We start from the raw sequence: 16,873 nt of genomic DNA, 5'->3' as shown, positions 1-16,873 counted from the left end.
ATGCGAAAAATTAGCTTCCCCATCATAGCCCTACTATTAGTAGCCATAGATCAAATCAGCAAATGGGCAACTGTAGAAAATATCAAGTTAGGTGAAATCAAAAGCTTTTTGCCAAATATTGTGAGTTTGACTTATTTACAAAATAACGGTGCAGCTTTTTCCAGTTTTCAAAATCAAGGTTGGTTTTTTATAGTGGTAACCGTGATTTTTTTGAGTGTCGCAGGTTATTATTTTGTTAAAAACATCAACGGTAATATCTGGTTTTTGATAGGTTTAACTTTAGTCATTTCAGGTGGAGTGGGCAACTTTATTGACCGTCTGCGACTAGGATATGTGATTGATATGATCCATTTGGATTTTATTGATTTTGCAATTTTCAATGTAGCAGACTCTTATCTGACAGTAGGTGTTGCGATTTTGATGTTAGTATTATGGAGAGAAGATGATGGAATTAATAATTAAAGATGCCGGCGTGCGTCTAGATAAAGCTTTGGCAGATTTAACAGAATTAACACGTAGCCAAGCTAATGATGCGATAAAAAAAGGTGAGGTTTTAGTTAACGGAAAAGTTGTCAAAGCCAAGTATGCTGTTAAGGCAGGCGATGAAATTACCTATCACTTACCAGAAGAGGAAGTTTTAGAGATTCTAGCCGAAGATATTCCTTTAGAGATTATCTACGAAGATCAAGATGTCGCAGTGGTCAATAAGCCTCAAGGGATGGTGGTTCATCCTTCTGCTGGGCATACATCAGGAACTTTAGTGAATGCTTTAATGCATCATATCAAAGATTTGTCTTCGATCAATGGGGTGGTACGTCCAGGGATAGTTCATAGAATTGATAAGGATACCTCAGGCTTGTTGATGATTGCCAAAAATGATAATGCTCATCGTTCGTTAGCGGCAGAACTCAAAGACAAAAAATCCCTCCGTCAGTACCTAGCCATTGTTCACGGTAATCTTCCCAATGATCGTGGTGTGATTGAAGCACCAATTGGACGCTCAGACAAGGATCGTAAGAAGCAAGCGGTTATTGCAGGGGGACGTGATGCCTTGACGCGTTTCAAAGTGTTAGAGAGATTTGGTCACTATACCTTGGTTGAATTAACTTTAGAGACTGGTCGCACGCACCAGATTCGTGTTCACATGGCTTATATTGGTCATCCTGTGGCAGGAGATCCTTTATATGGTCCTAAAAAAAGTTTGAAGAGTAATGGACAATTTCTTCATGCAGCAACATTAGGGTTTACTCACCCAACAACTAAAGAAGAGATGGTCTTCTCAGCAGAGGTTCCCGAAATTTTTGAAAAGACACTAGATGACTTGAGAAAACATTAAGTATGGATAGCTGTCATCTTACAAAAAGATTAGCTCCCCAGCTTTTAATATTAATGCTTGAAAAAAATAGAACTTATGGTATAATGAGTTAAATGAATAATTCCTTTAAACCTGTCCTGTGAGGCAGGCAAGGAGAGCCAGAAGAAAAAGAGTGCAGGCTTTACTGTACCCATATTTTGTGTAATCTCCTTGTTTTAAGGAGATTTTTTTCTATATTAGAAAGGTTGTTTCTCATGAAGACAAAAGAAGTTGTTGATGATGTCACCGTAAAGCGTGCGATTACACGAATCACTTATGAAATTATTGAGCGTAATAAAAACTTAGATAATCTCGTCCTAGCAGGGATTAAGACAAGAGGTGTCTTTATTGCGCGTCGCATTCAGGAGAGATTAAAACAAATCGAAGGGATTGATCTTCCTATTGGAGAACTGGACATCAAACCATTTCGTGATGATGTTAAAGTTGAAGAAGACACAACCAGTATGGCAGTGGATATTACGGGTCGTGATGTGATTTTAGTTGATGATGTTCTTTATACTGGGCGCACTATCCGTGCAGCAATCGATAACCTTGTTAGTCTTGGACGTCCTGGTCGTGTGAGTTTAGCAGTTTTGGTTGATCGTGGTCATCGTGAATTGCCTATTCGAGCAGACTATGTTGGAAAAAATATCCCAACAAGTGCAGTTGAAGAGATTGTAGTGGAAATGACTGAAATTGATGGTCGTGATGCCGTCTCTATTGTTGATCCAAGCTAGATAGATACCGCATATAAAAGACATTTAAAAAGGGAGACGATGATGGCTGTAACAGACGGTAAAGTTTCGCTAAAGCACTTGGTGACCATGGAAACATTGTCAAATGAAGAAGTCTTAGGGTTGATCAAACGTGGTTCAGACTTTAAAAGAAATCAAGCAGATTTTCGTTTAGATAGACAATATTTTGCATCAAATTTATTTTTTGAAAGTTCGACACGGACCCATAAGTCATTTGAAGTAGCTGAGAAAAAACTGGGTTTAGATGTGATCGAGTTTGATGCTAAGAGCTCTTCTGTTAATAAAGGTGAGACGCTATATGACACTATTTTAACGATGAGTGCATTAGGAGTGGACATTTGCGTTGTGCGACACTCTGATGAGGATTACTATCAGGAACTGGTTGATAGTCGTAGTATCCAAACTTCTATTATCAATGGTGGTGATGGCTCTGGTCAACATCCTAGTCAATGTCTTTTGGATCTGATGACTATTTATGAAGAGTTTGGTCAATTTGAAAATTTGAAAATTACTATAGCTGGTGATATTACCCATTCGCGCGTGGCAAAATCAAATATGCAGATTTTAAAACGTTTAGGTGCAGAACTTTATTTTGCAGGACCTCGTGAATGGTATTCTGAGGAATTTGAGGTTTATGGAAAACACGTTGCCCTTGATGATATTATCGAAGATTTAGATGTTTTAATGCTATTGCGGGTACAACATGAGCGTCACGATGGTAGTACGAGTTTTTCTAAAGAAGGCTATAATAAGACTTACGGTTTAACAGAAGAGCGTTATCAGAAATTAAAAGATAGTGCTATTGTGATGCATCCAGCTCCTGTTAATCGTGATGTAGAGATTGATGATGATTTAGTGGAAGCACCTAAGTCACGCATAGTTGCTCAAATGCAAAATGGTGTTTATGTCCGAATGGCAATTATTGAAGCAATATTAAATGGGAAAGCTTAGACGTTAAGATGCTCCTGTGAGGGCAAACGAGAAAGGTAGAAAAATGGCAAAAAGATTACTGATTTTAGAAGATGGAACAGTATTTGAAGGTACAGCTTTTGGTGCAGATATTGATGTTACTGGAGAAATTGTATTTAATACAGGGATGACAGGCTATCAAGAGTCCATTACGGACCAATCCTACAATGGCCAAATTTTAACATTCACTTATCCTCTAGTTGGCAACTATGGGATAAATCGCGACGACTATGAGTCTATTACTCCAACATGTAAAGGGGTAGTAGTGGCAGAATGTGCACGCCGATCAAGTAACTGGCGTAATCAGATGAGTTTGCATGAGTTTTTAGTTTCTAAAAATATTCCAGGAATCTCAGGGATTGATACACGTGCCTTGACTAAAATTATTCGTCAGCACGGGACGATGAAGGCTACTCTAGCAAGTGATGGAGATAGCTTGGAGCATCTGCAAGATCAGCTCCGTGCGACAGTTTTACCAAGTAATAATATTGAACAAGTATCGACGAAAACTGCCTATCCTGCACCAGGAGTTGGAAAAAATATTGTATTAGTTGACTTTGGTCTTAAGCATTCTATTTTAAGGGAATTTTCAAAGCGTGACTGTAACGTCACTGTCGTACCATACGACACAAGTGCTGAAGAGATTCTTCACCTCAACCCAGATGGTGTCATGTTATCAAATGGACCAGGAAATCCAGAAGATGTTCCAGGGGCACTTGACATGATACGCGGAGTGCAAGGAAAGATTCCGATTTTTGGGATTTGTATGGGGCATCAATTGTTTAGTCTAGCAAATGGAGCTAAGACTTATAAGATGAAGTTTGGTCATAGAGGTTTTAACCATGCGGTTCGTGAGATTGCAACAGGACGTGTTGATTTTACCAGTCAAAACCATGGCTATGCAGTTGATCGTGAGAGCCTCCCAGAGAATTTAATTGTCACCCATGAGGAGATTAATGATAAATCAGTAGAGGGTGTTAGACATAGACATTATCCAGCCTTTTCAGTACAATTCCACCCTGATGCAGCACCAGGTCCACACGATGCAAGCTATCTGTTTGATGAGTTTTTAGAGCTAATTGATGCTTTTCAAGCAGAGCGCGCCAATCAAAAGTGAGGCATTTTAAACGTTATAGTGGTAAAAGGTAGGATAAGTGTCTTATTTGAGCTTACTTTGAATTTATCATTTACTGATGTCGAAAACATCTTATTTAATGTCGCACAGAGATGCGACGAATAGAAAGGAGAAGATACAGGTTCGAGAAAACTGATGTTTTCAAATTCGAACACGCCCTAAGGACTGTGCGAAAAAGATAATCGTCGCCTAGATGCTTGAAGCATCAGCGCCACGTTTCCTATTTTCGCTTTGTTCTCTTAACGGGTTTTGTATCATAGATTATGCCAAAACGTACGGATATTAAAAAAATTATGGTGATCGGGTCAGGTCCAATCATCATCGGACAAGCTGCTGAATTTGACTACGCAGGAACCCAAGCCTGTCTTGCTCTAAAAGAAGAAGGTTATAGCGTTGTCTTGGTGAACTCAAACCCTGCGACCATCATGACGGATAAAGAAATTGCAGATAAGGTTTATATTGAGCCGATTACCATTGAATTTGTGACTCGCATTCTTCGTAAGGAGCGTCCAGATGCGCTCCTCCCAACTCTTGGAGGACAAACTGGTCTTAACATGGCAATGGAGCTCTCAAAAGCTGGTATTCTAGATGAGCTTGGTGTTGAGCTTTTGGGAACAAAATTATCTGCTATTGACCAAGCAGAAGATCGTGACTTATTTAAGCAATTGATGGAAGACCTCAATCAGCCAATTCCTGAGTCTGAGATTGTTGAGACAGTTGAGCAAGCGGTGGCTTTTGCAAATACGATTGGCTATCCTGTTATTGTACGCCCAGCCTTTACCCTAGGTGGCACTGGTGGTGGTATGTGTGCCAATGAAGAAGAGCTTCGCGAGATTGCTAAAAATGGTCTTAAACTATCTCCTGTGACACAGTGTCTCATTGAGCGTTCTATTGCAGGATTCAAGGAAATAGAATATGAAGTGATGCGTGATGCCGCAGACAATGCTCTTGTGGTATGTAACATGGAAAACTTTGACCCTGTAGGTATTCATACAGGAGACTCAATTGTATTTGCCCCAACACAGACGCTTTCTGATATTGAAAACCAAATGTTGCGTGATGCCAGCTTGAGTATCATCCGTGCCCTTAAGATTGAAGGGGGATGTAATGTTCAACTTGCACTTGATCCACATAGCTTCAAGTATTATGTGATTGAAGTTAACCCTCGTGTTTCACGTTCTTCTGCTCTAGCATCTAAAGCAACAGGTTACCCAATTGCTAAATTAGCAGCGAAGATTGCGGTTGGTTTAACCTTAGATGAAATGGTTAACCCTGTTACAGGAACAACCTATGCCATGTTTGAGCCTGCCCTTGACTATGTTGTCGCCAAGATTCCTCGTTTCCCATTTGATAAGTTTGAAAAAGGTGAACGCCGTCTAGGAACACAGATGAAAGCAACAGGGGAGGTTATGGCTATTGGGCGTAACATTGAAGAAAGTCTTCTGAAAGCTTGTCGCTCACTTGAAATCGGTGTCTCACATAACGAAATGCCTGAGCTGGCTAATGCTAGTGACGATGTTGTGGTTGAAAAAATGGTTAAAGCGCAAGATGACCGTCTTTTCTATGTATCTGAAGCTATTCGTCGTGGTTTTACCATTGAAGAGATTGCTGATTTGACTAAGATTGATATCTTCTTCTTAGACAAGTTGCTTCATATTGTTGAAATCGAAAAAGAGCTTGAGGCTAATGTTGGTGATCCAACTACCCTCAAACTAGCGAAACGCAACGGCTTCTCAGATAAGAAGATTGCACAGCTCTGGAATAAAACAGCAGATGAGGTTCGTCAGACTCGTATTGAGAATAAGATTGTTCCTGTCTATAAAATGGTGGATACCTGTGCAGCAGAATTTGAAAGTTCAACGCCTTATTTCTACTCAACATATGAGTGGGAAAATGAGTCTATCAAGTCTGATAAAGAGTCTGTTTTGGTCCTTGGTTCAGGTCCGATTCGTATCGGTCAAGGGGTGGAGTTTGACTACGCTACCGTACATTCTGTGAAGGCTATTCAAGCAGCAGGTTATGAAGCCATCATCATGAACTCAAACCCAGAGACAGTTTCTACTGACTTCTCCGTTTCAGATAAACTTTATTTTGAGCCATTGACTTTTGAAGACGTCATGAATGTCATTGACCTTGAACAACCAAAAGGTGTTATTGTTCAATTTGGAGGTCAAACGGCTATCAACTTGGCAGAGCCTTTATCGAATGCAGGTATTAAGATTTTAGGAACACAAGTTGCGGATCTTGACCGTGCAGAAGACCGTGACCTTTTTGAAAAAGCTCTCAAAGATTTAGATATTCCGCAGCCACCAGGTCAAACAGCAACTGATGAAGAAGAAGCGGTCGAAGCAGCTCGTAAAATCGGCTTCCCTGTACTTGTTCGCCCATCTTATGTTTTGGGTGGACGCGCAATGGAAATTGTAGAAAACGAAAATGATCTACGCTCTTATATGCGAACAGCAGTTAAGGCTAGTCCAGAGCATCCTGTCTTGGTTGACTCTTACATTGTGGGTCGTGAGTGCGAAGTAGATGCCATTTCTGATGGTAAGGATGTGCTTATTCCAGGGATTATGGAGCATATCGAGCGCGCTGGTGTCCACTCTGGTGACTCGATGGCCGTTTATCCACCACAAACGCTTTCTAAAGAAATCCAAGATACCATTGCAGATTATACCAAACGTTTGGCTATCGGGTTAAATTGTATTGGTATGATGAATATCCAATTTGTCATTAAGGATGAAAAAGTGTATGTTATCGAGGTTAATCCACGTGCAAGTCGTACCGTACCATTCTTGTCTAAAGTGACAGATGTTCCGATGGCACAAGTAGCTACTAAGCTAATCCTAGGTCAAACTTTAGCAGACCTTGGCTATGAAGATGGTCTTTATCCTGAATCTAGCAATGTCCATGTTAAAGCACCGGTATTCTCATTTACTAAGTTAGCAAAAGTAGATAGCCTACTTGGACCTGAGATGAAGTCAACCGGTGAGGTCATGGGATCTGATAAGACGCTTGAAAAAGCCCTTTACAAAGCTTTTGAAGCAAGCTACCTTCACTTGCCAGAGTTTGGAGACGTTGTCTTTACTATCCATGATGATACCAAAGAAGAAGCTTTGGATCTGGCTCGTCGTTTTGAATCGATTGGCTATGGTATTTATGCGACTGAAGGAACTCAGAAATTCTTGACAGCTAATGGTGTTTCTGCGATCCTAGTCAATAAACTTGGTGAAGATGATGAAAATGATATTCCAGCTCTGGTTCGTCAAGGAAAGGTACAGGCAATTGTCAACACGGTTGGCACAAAACGTACTGCAGATGAAGATGGACAAACTATTCGTAGTTCAGCAATTGAAGCAGGCATTCCTCTCTTTACAGCTCTTGACACAGCAGATGCTATGGTTCGAGTTTTAGAAAGCCGTAGCTTTACGACAAATCCAATTTAAATTAAAAAGAGCAAGACAATTCTAATTAAAGTTGTCTTGCTCTTTTTCTTACAATATTGTAAGACTCAAACAGGTAAAAGTAGAGTATCCTATTCTTAACGAGATATTCTTGTTAAGAAGAACGATGGTATAGTTTTAATGCTTAGGAGAGTTAAAAGTTTATTTTTTCTAATCTTGACAAAATATCTAAAAAAAGTTATCATTGTACTAAAATATCAATACAAAGGAGAAGATTGATGCGTAAAAAGAAAAAGTCTGGATTTAAATTAAGCAAAACATTTAAGATTTTGCTTGGAATACTGGCTCTTTTAGTGATAATTGTGGCTGCTTTTATGAGTGTTTTTAGTAAAAACACAAGTCAAGCCACAACTAAAACTTATACGGTGAGTGAAGTAAAAAATGGATCTGTTGCATCTAGTACCTTGTTGACAGGGACAGTCAAATCTGACGGAGAGCAGTATGTCTATTACGAAACGAATAAGGGTGATTTGGTTTCAGTTATTCCTGCAGTTGGGGATCAAGTAGAAGAAGGACAGGCTTTGGTACAGTACGATAGCACAGCTGCTCAAGCAGCTTATGACCAAGCCATCCGCAACTACAATAAGGTGAGCAGACAATTATCCGATTTACAAACTTATGGTGTTGTTCAATCTGACGCAACGTCACTATCAGAAGATGGAACAACAGTTGCAGATGCTAGCGGACAGACACAGCGTTCTTATCAAAGTCAATTAAATGATTTGAACGATTCACTTGCTAATGCTCAAGATGAGATTAATAAGACAGAAGCAGCCTTAAATGATACAGTTGTCTATAGTAAAGTAGCTGGTACAGTAGTTGAAGTTAATACCTCTGTAAATCCATCTTCTACTAGCACGACGGGACAAGTGTTGGTGCATATTGTCAGTCAAGGACAACAACAAGTCGAAGGTAAGGTGACAGAGTACAATCTCGCAAACTTAAAAGTTGATCAAGATGTTAAGATAACATCAAAAGTTTATCCTGATAAAGAATGGACTGGAAAAATTTCTTATATTTCCAACTATCCAGAAGCCCCAGGGACAGATGCTAATTCATCTAGTAGCTCTTCTAGTTATCCCTTCAAAGTTAATTTTACAAGTGATGCCGCTGAACTAAAACAAGGATTTAAGGTTAGTGTTGAGGTCTTGAGTACAGCAAATCATCCGATTGTTCCTTTATCAGCTCTGGTTACAGACAAAGATAAACATTATGTTTGGGTCTATGATGATAGCAAAGGAACAGTGACAAAGACAGAAGTTACTCTTGGTAGTGCAGATGCCACAGATCAGGAAGTGACAGGAGGGCTATCCCAAGGTCAATGGATTGTTGAAAAACCAAGTAAATCTTTTAAAGATGGACAGAAAATCCAAACTAAAGATACGAAATCGTCTGAGTAAGGAGGAACCTAATGGATCAAAAACAAAAAGAATTGATCAAGCTTAAAGGTATCATTAAGTCTTACTTGAATGGTGATGAAGAGTTGCAAGTTCTAAAAGGTATTGATTTAACCGTACATGAAGGAGAGTTTGTAGCTATTATGGGGCCATCTGGCTCAGGAAAATCAACTCTAATGAATGCTATTGGACTTTTAGATCGTCCAAGTGAAGGAAGTTACGTTTTAAATGGCGTAGAGGTTGAAAATTTATCAGAGAAAGATTTATCGCGTGTGCGAAACAGTGAGATTGGTTTTGTTTTTCAACAATTTTTTCTTCTATCAAAATTAACAGCACTACAAAATGTAGAGTTACCTTTAATTTATGCTGGTGTTCCTTCGGCGAAACGAAAAAAATTATCTGAAAGTTATTTGGAAAAAGTGGAGTTATCAGAGCGAATGCATCATCTCCCATCAGAGCTGTCTGGTGGACAAAAGCAACGGGTGGCTATAGCACGCGCTTTGGTTAATAGTCCTTCTATTATTCTTGCAGATGAGCCGACAGGTGCCTTAGATACGAAAACAGGTGCTCAGATTATGGATTTGTTAACAGAGTTACATCGGGAGGGCAAAACGATTATTATGGTAACGCATGAGCCTGAGATTGCAGAATATGCCAGTCGTAAGATCGTTATTAGAGATGGTTTGATTACCTCTGACACTAGTAAGGAGGTAGAGTAATGGAGAATTGGAAATTTGCCATTAGTTCCATCATGGCGCACAAAATGCGCTCATTCTTAACCATGTTAGGTATTATTATCGGTGTTATGTCTGTTGTTATCATTGTGGCGTTGGGAAGTGGGATCAATCAAGCCTTCACCAAAATGTTAACTAAGGATCAACAAAATGTTTCTATTAACTATTCTCCGATTAAGAGTAAGGGAGGAAAAGGGATCGTTACCCAAGCAGAACTCCAAGAACAAGCCATGAATAGTGCTGCAACGGATCAGTTAGCTAATAAAAAAGCACCAGATGTCCAAGAATCATGGGTTAAACAACTTTTAAGTATTGATGGCATTGATAACTATTATGTGACTAACAGCACTACAGCTAAAGTTAGTTTTGAAAATAAGAAGGTTAATAATGTTGCAATTACAGGGGTGAACGATACCTATTTTAAAGTCAAAAAATATCAAATGGTTGCTGGTCGTCAGCTAACTGATGATGATTATCGTCGATTTGCCAGGGTGATTTTATTAGATGAGAAATTAGCTAAAACATTGTTTGATAGCGCTCAACAAGCTCTTAATCAAGTGATTACACTAGGGGAAAGTTCTTATCGTGTTATCGGTGTTTACAAGGATCCAGATGCACAAAATGCTCTCCTAGCAGCTCAATCTAATGGGAATATTATGATGGCCAATACGCAACTGGCAGCTGAATATAATCAGCCTGAGATCTCAGAGGTTGTTGTGCATGTTAAAGAGGTCTCACGTATCTTAGAAGTCGGAAGTGCAGCAGCTCGACGCTTAACACAACTATCTGGTGTTAAAGAAGGAGAGTATCAAGTTTATGATATTAGTAGTGGTCTAGCTTATATCGGACAACAAACCTTGGGGATTCAACTGGTTATGGGAGCTATTGGTGGTATCTCACTTCTTGTTGGTGGTATAGGCGTTATGAATATCATGCTAGTATCTGTTACAGAGCGGACTCGTGAAATAGGGCTAAGAAAAGCCTTAGGAGCTACAAGGGGCAATATTTTGACACAATTTTTAATTGAGTCTATGGTGTTGACTGCCTTAGGTGGTCTTATTGGCCTATTATTAGCTTATGGAGGTGTGGCAATGATTGGTGATTCTCTCAATGCAACCTTTGGTGGCCCCCCTGTTATTACAGCAACCTCTGCTGTAGGAAGTATTCTTTTTTCTGCAGTAGTAGGTGTCATATTTGGAATTTTACCAGCTAATAAAGCTAGTAAACTTAACCCTATTGAAGCGTTGAGATACGAATAAAGTAGTGAGAGAAGTTGGAGTGAGCAACCAGGTTGTTGTTTGTCCAACTTCTTTTAAATTGCTTTTGAATATGGTACAATGACCTTTATGGAAAATAAATTAAGACAGTTGTATCAATCTCATGCAGAGTTTCCCTATATCTCACCAGAGCGTGATATAGCAGAATTTCTTGAAGAGGTGGCGATTTCTTCTGGTAAGTTGGTTCCAAAACGAAATATGATTCGTGTTTCAGAAGGGTACCTTCCAGGGCATTTAATTCTTTTATGGCGTGTTCAATTTGGGACTTATACGAATGAAACCGTGATTTCAAAATATTTTGAATACAGTTATGGCATTGATGCTCAAAAAGAGTTGGAGCTTTTAATTCATGATGGTCTGGTTGTTGAAGATACTGCTTTAGCCTCCTTAACGCACTTACCTGCAGGGAAATTAAAACTTCTTTTGAAAGAAAAAGGTGTTAAGGGGCTTTCAAAAATGAAGCGCGAGGACTTAGATAAAGCTATGGCTGAGGAATTTACAGAAGAAGAATTGGCAAGGCAATTTTCTATTCGTGGCTGCCATTTGTCTAAAGAAGGAGAAGCCTTACTAAATCGGTATCCAGAGATTATTGCTAAGCATCCTCAAAAGAAATTCTAGCTTTCGCATAAGGTAGATTTATGCTATAATTTAGAGAAATGATGAAACTAAGGAGAAGATCATGGAATTAGTTCGTGAACAAGAATTTGTCAATCAATATCACTATGATGCCCGTAATTTAGAGTGGGAAAAAGAACATGGTCAACCTGAAACAAATGTTGAAGTGACCTTTCAATTGGTTGAAAAAAATACCGAAAAAAATCAAACTACTATTGTAGCTGTCTTACAATTTATTATTGTTTTTGAACAGTATGTCTTAAGTGGTGCGATTTCTCAGATGGTTCACATCAAAAATCGTATTGTCAATGAGCCAAGTGAGTTTTCACAAGAAGAGGTTGAGAATTTATCAAAACCTTTATTAGATATGCTCAAACGCTTAAGTTATGAAGTGACAGAGATTGCTCTTGATCAGCCTGGTGTCAATTTGGAGTTTTAATGATGAAGTTAGCTGTAATTACAGATTCATCGATTTCTCTACCAAAAGGTTTTGAGCAAAAAGAGAATCTTTTTATTTTGGATATTCCCATCACGATTGACCAAGAGTCTTTTGTAGAAGGGAAAAATCTTTCGATTATTGAGTTCTATGATAAGATGGCTAAATCTTCTGATCTTCCAAAGACGAGTCAACCTAGTCTAGCAGAGTTGGATGCTTTATTAACTCAACTATTAGATCAAGGTTTTACGCATGTGATTGGTTTATTCCTATCAAGTGGCATTTCTGGTTTTTACCAAAATATTCAATATTTGGTAGAGGAGCATAAGCCCTTGGAGATTGTCTTTCCAGATAGTAAAATCACGAGTGTGCCACTGGGCTTGATGGTTAAAAATATTTTTGATTGGGCTCAGGAGGGTCTTAATTTTGAGACAATCGTTTCTAAGTTGAATCGACAAATTGATCAGACAACAGCCTTTATTATGGTAGATGATTTAAATCATCTTGTGAAAGGTGGTCGTCTTTCAAATGGTGCTGCACTTTTAGGAAATCTATTGAGTATTAAGCCTATTTTGTATTTTAATGATGGGCGAATCGAAGTTTATGAGAAAGTCCGAACAGAGAAAAAGGCGATTAAACGCTTGGTGGACATCTTAAAAGAGTTTACCGCTGATGGTGAGTATGAAGTCGCAGTGATTCACTCAAATGCTTCTGAAAAAGCAGATAAATTTAGTCAGTTACTAATAGAGGCTGGGTATCAAGATTTGAGTATCTCAGAGTTTTCAGCTGTCATTGCTACGCACTTGGGTGAAGGAGCTGTAGCGATTGGAATTTCACCTATTATTGAGGATTAATATATGACGATAAGAGTAATTATTGCAGGATTTAAGGGTAAAATGGGGCAGGCTGCTTATCAAATGGTGAGTGAAGATGCTAGTCTTACTTTAGCTGGGTTACTAGATCCATTTGCAACGGAAAAAGAAATTGATGGCGTTCCTGTTTTTAATAAAAAAGAGGACTTAATCGGTCTAGAAGCAGATGTCTGGGTTGATTTTACCATGGCTAAGGTAGCCTATGAAAATACACGTTTTGCTTTAGAGAATGGTTTTGCCCCTGTTGTTGGAACAACAGGCTTTACTCCAGAGCAAATTGAGGAGTTGACGGATTTATCTGTAGAAGCTTCTTTAGGTGGATTAATTGCACCTAACTTTGCGATTGGGGCAGTGCTGTTGATGCAATTTGCTGCCAAGGCTGCTCAGTATTTTCCTGATGTGGAAATTATCGAATTACATCATGATAAGAAAAAGGATGCCCCAAGTGGTACTGCCATCAAGACCGCTGAGTTAATTCGAGAAACTCGTGCCTCAAAACATCAAGGTGTTGCTGATGAAGAGGAACTCCTTAAGGGTGCGCGTGGTGCAGAATTTGATGGCTTCCGTATTCATAGTGTTCGCCTGCCTGGTCTAGTTGCCCATCAAGAAGTTTTGTTTGGTGCAGAAGGCGAAGGGCTAACTTTGCGCCATGATTCTTATGATCGCGTATCTTTCATGGGTGGTGTGAACCATGCCATCAAGGAAGTGGTTAAACGCAATCAGCTTGTTTATGGTTTGGAAAATTTATTATGAGATTAAAACAATTGCCTTCTGAATTTCAGAAGGCTTTACCCGTATTAGAAAAAATTAAGTCAGCTGGTTATGAAGCTTATTTTGTTGGTGGATCTGTTCGTGATGTTTTATTAGGGCGTTCCATTCATGACGTGGATATTGCTACCAGCTCTTATCCAGAAGAGACCAAGTCTATTTTTCATCGAACGGTTGATATAGGGATTGAACATGGAACTGTTTTAGTTCTTGAGAATCAATCAGAGTATGAGGTGACCACTTTTAGAACAGAGGAGGTTTATGTCGATTTTAGGCGTCCTAGTTCCGTCAATTTTGTCCGATCACTTGAAGAAGATTTGAAACGACGAGATTTTACGGTCAATGCTTTTGCTCTAGATGAGACAGGTCAAATTATTGATTTGTTTAATGGCTTAGAGGACCTCGAAAATAGGGTTTTGCGTGCCGTTGGTAAAGCAGAGGAGCGTTTTGGAGAAGATGCTCTTCGTATCATGAGAGGACTTCGCTTTGCGGCAACCTTAGATTTTTCAATTGAGAAGACAACCTTTGATGCCATGACGCAACAGGCGCCATTATTAGAAAAAATTTCGGTTGAGCGCTCTTTTGTAGAATTAGATAAGCTCTTAAGAGCTTCTTATTGGCGTAAAGGCGTAGAGGCTTTAATAGCTAGTAAAGCTTATCATTATTTACCTGATTTAGCCAAACAAGATGTTGCCTTATCAGAAATGTTAAAATCATTAGCTTCAGACTTTTTATTTACCTCGTCAGAACAGGCATGGGCTGCACTTTTGATTTATTGTCATCATGCTAATCCAAAATCGTTTTTGAAAAAATGGAAAACCTCGAATGACTTCCAAAAAAATGTTATATCCATTCTAGAGATTTATCAAAAACGCCTTAATCAAGCAGTTGACAAAGCGACCTTATACCGATATGGTAAAGATTTAGTCCTTCTAGCAGAAAAGTTAAGAGAAGGAGCGAGGTTATCAGTAGATTTCAGGATTATTGAGGAGCTAGACCAAGAACTTGCTATTCATGATAAACATGAAATTGTCGTTAATGGGGCAAGTTTGATGCGAGATTTTGGTCTAAAACCTGGTCCAGAGCTGGGAAAAATATTAAAAAGCATTGAAATGGCGATTGTGGATGGTCATTTATGTAATACCAAGGAGGCAATTGATGCCTTTGTGAGAGAGGAGCTGAGTTTTGGCTGATTTTTTAGTAGAAGGGTTGACCAAGTCAGTCGGCGATAAGACTGTTTTTCGAGACTTATCCTTTATTATCCATCCTCTAGATAGGATTGGGATTATTGGTGTAAACGGAACTGGGAAGACGACTTTATTAGATGTTATTTCAGGTCACTTAGGTTTTGATGGTGATCGCTCACCATTTTCTTATCCAAGTGATTATAAGATTGCTTATCTAACGCAAGAACCTGACTTTGATGATCAAAAAACAATTTTAGATACGGTTCTGTCATCAGATTTAAAGGAAATGGTCCTTCTTAAAGAGTATGAAAGTCTTTTGGCGTCCTATTCTGAAACCAATCAAGTGCGATTAGAAAAAGTAATGGCAGAAATGGATGCTCTTGATGTTTGGTCAATCGAGAGTGAAGTTAAGACAGTTTTATCTAAGTTAGGACTTTCTGATTTAAGCTTACAGGTTGGTGCTTTATCAGGAGGCTTGCGTCGCCGTGTGCAATTAGCTCAAGTGCTTTTGGCTGATGCTGATTTATTACTTTTAGATGAACCAACCAACCATCTAGATATTGATACGATTGCTTGGTTAAGTCAATACCTTAAAAATAGCAAGAAAACTGTACTTTTTATCACGCATGATCGCTATTTTTTAGATAATATTGCAACACGTATTTTTGAATTAGCGAATGCAAATTTGGTTGAATATCAAGGAAATTATCAGGATTATGTACGATTAAAAGCTGAGCAAGATGAACGAGATGCGGCTAATCTTCATAAGAAAAAACAACTCTACAAGCAAGAGTTGGCTTGGATGCGAACGCAACCACAGGCTAGAGCTACTAAACAACAGGCACGTATCAATCGTTTTCATGATTTAAAAAATGATGTTCATCAAAGTGTCGCTCATCAAGAGATGGAAATCAATTTTGAGACAACTCGAATTGGTAAAAAAGTGATTCAATTTGATCAAGTTTCATTTGGTTTTTCTGATCGATTGCTATTAAATCGATTTGATTTACTGATTCAAAATAAGGACCGTATTGGTATTGTGGGTGATAATGGTGTTGGTAAATCAACGCTATTGAATCTTATTGCAGGAAAGATTAGCCCCCAGTCAGGTAAATTGGAAATTGGTGAGACTGTTCGAATTGGTTATTTTTCACAACAGCTAATTGATATGGATGAAAATAAACGTGTCATCACTTATCTACAAGAAATAGCGGATGAAGTGAAAACGAGTGTAGGTTCCACAAGCGTAACAGACTTATTAGAACAATTTTTATTTCCAAGATCAACTCATGGGACCTTGATTTCTAAGTTATCAGGAGGAGAGAAGAAGCGTTTATACCTCTTGAAAATATTGATTGAAAAACCCAATGTTCTATTATTAGATGAACCAACAAATGATTTAGACATTGCGACATTGACTGTTTTGGAGAACTTTTTACAAAGCTTTTCTGGTCCTGTGATCACAGTGAGTCACGATCGGTATTTTTTGGATAAGGTTACCAATAAGATTTTAGCATTTGAGGGTGGTCAAGTTAGAGAGTTTTTTGGAGATTATACGGATTACCTTGATGAAAAAGCTTTTATCGAGAGTCAATCCACTCTGATGCAAAAAGAAAAAAGCTCTAAGACAGAAAAAATCAAAGAGTCTAAAAAACGAATGACCTATGCAGAAAAACAAGAATGGGCTACTATTGAAGATGCCATCACAGCCTTAGAGGATCGAATTGAACAAATTGAAGCGGAGATGTTAGCCAATAGTAGTGATTATGGTCAATTGGCTGTTCTTCAACGTGAATTAGATGAAAACAATGAACAGCTGTTAGAAAAATATGAACGCTATGAATATTTGAGTGAATTAGAGAAATAATGGTCTAGAAAAACTTTCCAGACCATTATTTGTGTAAAAATTTAGG

Annotated in this window: 15 protein-coding genes; all 15 read left to right on the top strand. The window is 38.7% G+C overall.

All coding sequences use genetic code 11. The features are described from left to right. The 15 genes from lspA to ACEE75_RS06520 all read left to right on the top strand — a co-directional run bounded on the left by lspA (window position 1) and on the right by ACEE75_RS06520 (window position 16,827). The gene (lspA, locus tag ACEE75_RS06590; protein ID WP_447574643.1) at window positions 1-462 is read left to right on the top strand and encodes a signal peptidase II; all 462 of its coding nucleotides are present in this window, start codon (window positions 1-3) and stop codon (window positions 460-462) included. Further along, a complete protein-coding gene (locus ACEE75_RS06585; RefSeq protein ID WP_447574667.1) occupies window positions 446-1,336 on the top strand; it encodes an RluA family pseudouridine synthase in 891 nt (296 codons plus the stop codon). Before lspA ends, ACEE75_RS06585 begins: the two co-directional genes overlap by 17 nt. A 233-nt stretch (window positions 1,337-1,569) precedes the next feature. After that, window positions 1,570-2,091, top strand: a complete 522-nt coding sequence (gene pyrR / locus ACEE75_RS06580) for a bifunctional pyr operon transcriptional regulator/uracil phosphoribosyltransferase PyrR (protein ID WP_447574641.1) — start codon at window positions 1,570-1,572, stop codon at window positions 2,089-2,091. 42 nt (window positions 2,092-2,133) lie between these two features. After that, entirely contained in the window at window positions 2,134-3,060 is a 927-nt protein-coding gene (locus tag ACEE75_RS06575; protein ID WP_447574639.1) for an aspartate carbamoyltransferase catalytic subunit, read from the top strand. 43 nt (window positions 3,061-3,103) lie between these two features. After that, window positions 3,104-4,195 carry a carbamoyl phosphate synthase small subunit gene (locus ACEE75_RS06570; RefSeq protein WP_354367994.1) on the top strand — a complete coding sequence of 364 codons (1,092 nt, stop codon included), beginning with the start codon at window positions 3,104-3,106 and terminating at the stop codon, window positions 4,193-4,195. A 281-nt stretch (window positions 4,196-4,476) separates the two neighbouring features. Beyond that, window positions 4,477-7,656, top strand: a complete 3,180-nt coding sequence (gene carB / locus ACEE75_RS06565) for a carbamoyl-phosphate synthase large subunit (RefSeq protein ID WP_447574637.1) — start codon at window positions 4,477-4,479, stop codon at window positions 7,654-7,656. Window positions 7,657-7,892: 236 nt separating this feature from the next. After that, window positions 7,893-9,074 carry an efflux RND transporter periplasmic adaptor subunit gene (locus tag ACEE75_RS06560; protein ID WP_447574635.1) on the top strand — a complete coding sequence of 394 codons (1,182 nt, stop codon included), beginning with the start codon at window positions 7,893-7,895 and terminating at the stop codon, window positions 9,072-9,074. 11 nt (window positions 9,075-9,085) lie between these two features. Further along, complete coding sequence (locus ACEE75_RS06555) at window positions 9,086-9,790, top strand: ABC transporter ATP-binding protein (RefSeq protein WP_354368000.1); 705 nt, start codon at window positions 9,086-9,088, stop codon at window positions 9,788-9,790. After that, window positions 9,790-11,064 (top strand): ABC transporter permease, encoded by a 1,275-nt coding sequence (locus ACEE75_RS06550; protein ID WP_447574633.1) that lies wholly within the window; start codon window positions 9,790-9,792, stop codon window positions 11,062-11,064. Before ACEE75_RS06555 ends, ACEE75_RS06550 begins: the two co-directional genes overlap by 1 nt. Before the next feature lie 87 nt (window positions 11,065-11,151). Then, complete coding sequence (locus tag ACEE75_RS06545; RefSeq protein ID WP_447574632.1) at window positions 11,152-11,700, top strand: hypothetical protein; 549 nt, start codon at window positions 11,152-11,154, stop codon at window positions 11,698-11,700. A 61-nt stretch (window positions 11,701-11,761) separates the two neighbouring features. Then, window positions 11,762-12,136 carry a DUF1149 family protein gene (locus ACEE75_RS06540; protein WP_354368006.1) on the top strand — a complete coding sequence of 125 codons (375 nt, stop codon included), beginning with the start codon at window positions 11,762-11,764 and terminating at the stop codon, window positions 12,134-12,136. Window positions 12,137-12,138: 2 nt separating this feature from the next. Continuing rightward, complete coding sequence (locus tag ACEE75_RS06535) at window positions 12,139-12,987, top strand: DegV family protein (RefSeq protein ID WP_447574630.1); 849 nt, start codon at window positions 12,139-12,141, stop codon at window positions 12,985-12,987. Between the two features lie 3 nt (window positions 12,988-12,990). Next, on the top strand, window positions 12,991-13,758 hold the full coding sequence (dapB, locus tag ACEE75_RS06530) for a 4-hydroxy-tetrahydrodipicolinate reductase (RefSeq protein WP_447574628.1): 768 nt from the start codon (window positions 12,991-12,993) through the stop codon (window positions 13,756-13,758). Continuing rightward, window positions 13,755-14,966, top strand: coding sequence for a CCA tRNA nucleotidyltransferase (locus tag ACEE75_RS06525; RefSeq protein ID WP_447574626.1), 1,212 nt, complete (start codon window positions 13,755-13,757; stop codon window positions 14,964-14,966). The genes dapB and ACEE75_RS06525 overlap by 4 nt, the downstream gene beginning before the upstream one ends. Beyond that, window positions 14,959-16,827, top strand: coding sequence for an ABC-F family ATP-binding cassette domain-containing protein (locus ACEE75_RS06520; protein ID WP_447574624.1), 1,869 nt, complete (start codon window positions 14,959-14,961; stop codon window positions 16,825-16,827). Before ACEE75_RS06525 ends, ACEE75_RS06520 begins: the two co-directional genes overlap by 8 nt. Window positions 16,828-16,873: the final 46 nt, after the last annotated feature.

Source organism: Streptococcus sp. 11273D007BT, from assembly GCF_053547195.1.
Note: the sequence above shows the minus strand (reverse complement) of the source record. Positions and strands in the feature narration are given on the sequence as shown.